Annotated in this window: 9 protein-coding genes; 1 reads left to right on the forward strand and 8 read right to left on the reverse strand. The window is 62.6% G+C overall.

The genetic code is table 11. From position 1 onward, the window contains the following. Positions 1-198: 198 nt before the first annotated feature. The 8 genes from QMX88_RS28785 to merT all read right to left on the reverse strand — a co-directional run bounded on the left by QMX88_RS28785 (position 199) and on the right by merT (position 4,406). Complete coding sequence (locus QMX88_RS28785) at positions 199-411, reverse strand: DUF3330 domain-containing protein (protein WP_099593712.1); 213 nt, start codon at positions 409-411, stop codon at positions 199-201. A 160-nt stretch (positions 412-571) separates the two neighbouring features. Beyond that, positions 572-808 (reverse strand): broad-spectrum mercury transporter MerE, encoded by a 237-nt coding sequence (merE, locus tag QMX88_RS28790; protein WP_099593710.1) that lies wholly within the window; start codon positions 806-808, stop codon positions 572-574. Beyond that, on the reverse strand, positions 801-1,163 hold the full coding sequence (gene merD, locus QMX88_RS28795; protein WP_099593707.1) for a mercuric resistance transcriptional repressor MerD: 363 nt from the start codon (positions 1,161-1,163) through the stop codon (positions 801-803). The genes merE and merD overlap by 8 nt, the downstream gene beginning before the upstream one ends. Then, positions 1,163-1,579, reverse strand: a complete 417-nt coding sequence (locus QMX88_RS28800; RefSeq protein ID WP_099593705.1) for a hypothetical protein — start codon at positions 1,577-1,579, stop codon at positions 1,163-1,165. Before QMX88_RS28800 ends, merD begins: the two co-directional genes overlap by 1 nt. A gap of 20 nt (positions 1,580-1,599) precedes the next feature. Then, the gene (gene merA / locus QMX88_RS28805; protein ID WP_099593703.1) at positions 1,600-3,282 is read right to left on the reverse strand and encodes a mercury(II) reductase; all 1,683 of its coding nucleotides are present in this window, start codon (positions 3,280-3,282) and stop codon (positions 1,600-1,602) included. A 34-nt stretch (positions 3,283-3,316) separates the two neighbouring features. Further along, complete coding sequence (gene merC / locus QMX88_RS28810) at positions 3,317-3,751, reverse strand: organomercurial transporter MerC (protein ID WP_099593701.1); 435 nt, start codon at positions 3,749-3,751, stop codon at positions 3,317-3,319. 12 nt (positions 3,752-3,763) lie between these two features. Continuing rightward, a complete protein-coding gene (gene merP / locus QMX88_RS28815) occupies positions 3,764-4,042 on the reverse strand; it encodes a mercury resistance system periplasmic binding protein MerP (RefSeq protein WP_099593699.1) in 279 nt (92 codons plus the stop codon). Positions 4,043-4,055: 13 nt separating this feature from the next. Then, on the reverse strand, positions 4,056-4,406 hold the full coding sequence (gene merT, locus QMX88_RS28820; RefSeq protein WP_099593697.1) for a mercuric ion transporter MerT: 351 nt from the start codon (positions 4,404-4,406) through the stop codon (positions 4,056-4,058). A gap of 71 nt (positions 4,407-4,477) precedes the next feature. On the opposite strand from merT, the gene QMX88_RS28825 reads away from it, so the two are divergent. Continuing rightward, positions 4,478-4,755 (forward strand): MerR family transcriptional regulator (locus QMX88_RS28825; protein WP_282373645.1); only part of this gene is annotated, 278 nt, incomplete at its 3' end.

Genomic DNA, 4,755 nt, shown 5'->3' on the forward strand with positions numbered 1-4,755 from the left:
GTGTAACGGCTCGCGTTTGAAATCGGCCGCGCTCGCAATCAATGCGATTCCCGGCTCAGATTAACTGCAACTGACGGAGCAGCCGGGCTCACATTAACTGCGAGTGAGCTTGCATTCAGCTGCGTCGGCTTGCATTCCATCATCGTGGGCTCACGCTTTCTGCAATTAACCAGAGCCACTTTCCAGAGGCAAAGCGAATTAGTCGTCGTGACGGGTACTGACCTTTTGTGTGTAGGGGCTATCAGGCTCGAATGCCGCCCTCTTATCCGCGCGAGACATAAAGCGTTGATAGCACTCCAGGCCACAGAAGTGCACGACGTACTCGGAACCTTCCGGCGTAAGCGCGGCGTCAAGGGGAATGTCCTTGCAACATTCGCAGCAGCTGATGGTAGGGGTGTTGTTTGCGTTCATGATGGGGTTCCTCCATCGTCCAAGAAAACCTAGTAACGCTTCCGCACCCGTGATCGAACCTGTGCGCAGATCGACCTGCGGCCGGTAGTGCAGAAGAATTCCCGGCGCTCCCAAGTCTGCCGCAACTCGGCAGCGGAGACCGCGCAGTGGTCTGAGCGGATCACGGCCGCTCCCGAAAGGTCCGCAGTGCCGCTCGCAGGAAGAGGCAGAAGAGAACGGCCAGCGCAAGCACGGCGACACCCATATGTTCGCTGACGAAGGCCCCGGCCGCTGTCCCCGAAAGTAGCAATGCCAGCACCGGTAGATGACAGGGGCAGGTGAGCGCGGCGAGCACGCCCCAGGTATAAGCGCGTGAGCGGGAGACCTTGGTCGATTCGGCTTGGTCGGCGTTACGCATGGGCATGACCTTCGTCGGCGCAGTGGGTCAGCCCGGCCAACTGCGTTTCCACTACGGCTAAAGCCGCCTGTCGTGCCGCGATTTGCCGGAGCAAACGCTCGACACAGCCGATCACGTCGGAGCCATCGTCCGCATCGAGCGCCCGGCAGAGCCGCGCCAATTCGTCGAGCCCGATACCGGACTCGAAGGCGGCACGCACGAAGCGCAGCCGCATCAGGGATTGCTCGTCGAAAATGCCGTAACCGCTGTCCGTGCGCCGCGCGGGGTGCAGCAAGCCACGCAGCACATAGTCGCGCACCACATGCACGCTGACGCCCGCGTCCTCGGCCAATCTGGATATCGTGTAGGCATTCATCACCGACACTCCCGGCCTTCTCCGCAAACTGGGGCACTCAGATATTTCCTTCCGGCCAGGCGCTCAGGTAGCCAGAGGAGCAACGGTGTAGTACCCAGTGCCAGTAGCAGCCACAGTCTGGAGAGATGCTCGCCGTTTTGGTCAAACACATAAACCAGCAGCGCACCAAGCGCGAGCAACAGGAAGTAAGGCCCCGTGATGTAGCAGTGAAGTCGGCGACAGCGCGCGGCGTTGACCAGGCAGGCGCCGCCCATCACGGCCAGCGCGGCGCTCGCTGCCAGGAACAACGCGGGGCGTCGATCCGCCAGAACAATCGCTATCGTCGCCGCGACGGCAGGCAGCACCCATAAGCCGATCACCTGCCATGTCTTGCGTAGGCTGTCGCACCCACCGAGATCGCCTGCCGTGTTGCTCATGCTTCAACCTCGCTCTCTCATTACCCTGCGCAGCAGGACAATTGTTTGACGTCCTTCGTGAAGGTTTGCGCAGCTAGTTTCAGGCCCTCGACCATCGTCAAATAGGGGAACAATTGATCGGCGAGTTCCTGCACCGTCATCCGGGCGCGGATGGCAATGGCGGCGGTCTGGATGATCTCGCCCGCTTCCGGAGTCACCGCCTGCACGCCCAGCAGCCGGCCGGAGCCCGCTTCGGCGACCAGCTTGATGAAACCTCGCGTGTCGAAGTTAGCCAACGCTCGTGGCACGTTGTCCAGGGTCAAGGTGCGGCTGTCGGTTTCAATGCCGGCGTGGTGCGCTTCCGCTTCGCTGTAACCGACGGTGGCCACCTGTGGATCGGTGAATACCACGGCCGGCATGGCGTCGAGATTAAGCTTCGCCTCGCCGCCGGTCATGTTGATCGCCGCGCGGGTGCCTGCGGCAGCCGCGACGTAGACGAACTGCGGCTGGTCGGTGCAGTCGCCGGCCGCATAGATATCCGCTGCGCTGCTGCGCATGCCCTGGTCGATCACCACGCCACCGCGCTGATCCAGCTTCACGCCGGCACCTTCCAGATTCATGCCTCGGGTATTGGGTGTGCGTCCGGTGGCGACGAGCAACTGGTCGGCGCGCAACTCGCCATGGTTGGTGCTCAGGACGAACTCGCCGTCGGCGTGGGATACCTGGCTGGCTTGCGTCTGCTCCAGCACTTCGATGCCCTCCATACGGAAGGCCGCCGTCACCGCTTCGCCGATGGCCGGGTCTTCGCGGAAGAACAGCGAGCTGCGCGCCAGGATGCTGACCCGGCTGCCCAGCCGGGCGAAGGCTTGTGCCAGTTCCACCGCTACCACCGAGGAGCCGATCACGGCGAGCCGTTCCGGAATGGTGTCGCTCGCCAGTGCCTCGTCCGAGGTCCAGTAGGGCGTGTCCTTGAGACCGGGAATCGGCGGAACGGCCGCGCTCGCGCCGGTGGCGATCAGGCAGCGGTCGAAGGCAACGATGCGCTCGCCGCCCTCGGCCAGTTCCACGCTGAGCGTGTGGCCGTCCTGGAAACGGGCGGTGCCGCGCACCAGGCTGATCGCCGGATTGTTTTCCAGAATGCCTTCGTACTTGGCGTGGCGCAGTTCGTCCACACGACCTTGCTGCTGCGCGAGCAGCCGTTCGCGCAGGACGGTCGGCGTCGTGGCGGATAGCCCCGCGTCGAACGGACTCTCGCGGCGCAGATGGGCAACATGCGCGGCACGAATCATGATCTTGGAGGGCACGCAGCCCACGTTGACGCAGGTGCCGCCGATGATGCCACGCTCGATCAAGGTGACGCGGGCACCGCCTTCCACCGCCTTGAGTGCGGCCGCCATGGCGGCGCCACCGCTGCCGATGACCGCAACGTGGAGCCTGTCGCCATCTTTCCCGGCGCCAATGCTGCCGCTCAACCAGCCCCGCGCCTTGTCGAGCAGGCCAGGACGGGGTTGTATCGTGGAATCTTCGAACGCCGCTCGATACCCCAGTGCCTCGACGGCGGCCTGCATTTGTTCACGGCTTACGCCCTTGTCGACCGTCAATTCGGCCTTCCCGCTGGCGTAGGAAACATCCGCCTGGTGCACGCCGGGAATCTTCTCCAAGGCATCTTTCACATGCTCGACACAGGATGCGCAGGTCATGCCAACGATTTGCAATTCGGTCATAGCGTTACTCCTTCAGATGGGTCTCTTGTCGGCATCACTGTTTCTGCGGAGTTGGACAGGCGTCCGGCCCACAATGGCGGTTGGCGGGCGACACCAGATCCCATATGGACACCCCAAGCATGAGGGCCAGGCCGATATAGAGCAGCCAGCCGCTCCGCCAGCCGTGAGCCAGCATAAAAAACACCGCTGCCAGCACCAGGACAGGGCCGATCAGGCCGAGCGCAGTCCGTCGCCACTGCCGATGATTGAGCCAGCCGAGGGCATTGACGACCAGAGCCAGTCCGGCAAACAGGGGCAGCAGCGTGGTGATGAACAGGCCTTCCCACTGGCTCAAAAAGCCCAGACCGAACGCGGCACCCAGGCTGGCAAGGGCGGGAAAACACGTGGCGCAGCCTATGGCAGAAACCAGCACGCCGACGGAACCGGCTTTGTCACCGATCCGAGTGAACAGATTGAGCGGATTTGCCATCGGAACTCCCTCCTATTGCTTGACGCTGGACGGATAGCCTGCGTCCTCGGTCGCCTTGGTCAGCGCCGGGGCATTGGTCTTGGTATCGTCAAAGGTGACGATGGCCTCGCGGTTCTCGAAACTTACTTCCGCCTTGGTCACGCCATCGACCTTGGTCAACGCCTTCTTCACCGTAATCGGGCAGGCGGCGCAGGTCATGCCGGGCACTGACAGGGTGACGGTCTGCGTGGCCGCCCAGGCGGGCGCAGCGACGAGGATGGCAAGGGCGAAGGATGCGAACAGCCTTTTCATGGCGAACTCCTGATCAGTAGAACAAGGGAAGGATGTAGGGGAAGCCGAGTGCGATCAGCACCAATGCCGCCACCACCCAGAAGAGCAACTTGTAAGTGCTGCTAACCTGGGGGATAGCGCAAGCCTCGCCCGGTTTGCAGACTTGAGCCGAGCGAAAAATGCGCCGGTAGGCGAAAAGCAGCGCGACCAACGCCCCGCCGATGAAGATCGGGCGGTAAGGTTCCAGCACGGTCAGGTTGCCGATCCAGGCCCCGCTGAATCCCAGTGCGATCAGAACCAACGGCCCAAGACAGCAAGTCGACGCGAGAATCGCAGCGAGCCCCCCGGCGACAAGAGGGGCGCGCCCGTTTGACGGTTCAGACATGCATTTCTCCTTTTGAGCATGTGAGCGATGGTTTAAGGTTACTTCCGTAGTCAAGTACGGAATCAAGCACTGTGGAAAACTCTGTGGACAGCCTGACCATCGGCGCCTTTGCCAAGGCGGCCGGGGTCAACGTGGAAACCATCCGGTTCTATCAACGCAAGGGGCTGTTGCCCGAGCCGGACAAGCCCTACGGCAGTATTCGCCGCTACGGCGAGGCGGATGTCGCACGGGTGAAATTCGTGAAATCCGCGCAACGACTGGGCTTTAGCCTCGATGAAGTGGCCGGACTGTTGAGGCTGGATGACGGCGCTCACTGCGACGAAGCGCGTGTGCTCGCCGAGCAGAAGCT

Source organism: Pseudomonas sp. PS02290, assembly GCF_029960075.1.
Lineage (GTDB): Bacteria > Pseudomonadota > Gammaproteobacteria > Pseudomonadales > Pseudomonadaceae > Aquipseudomonas.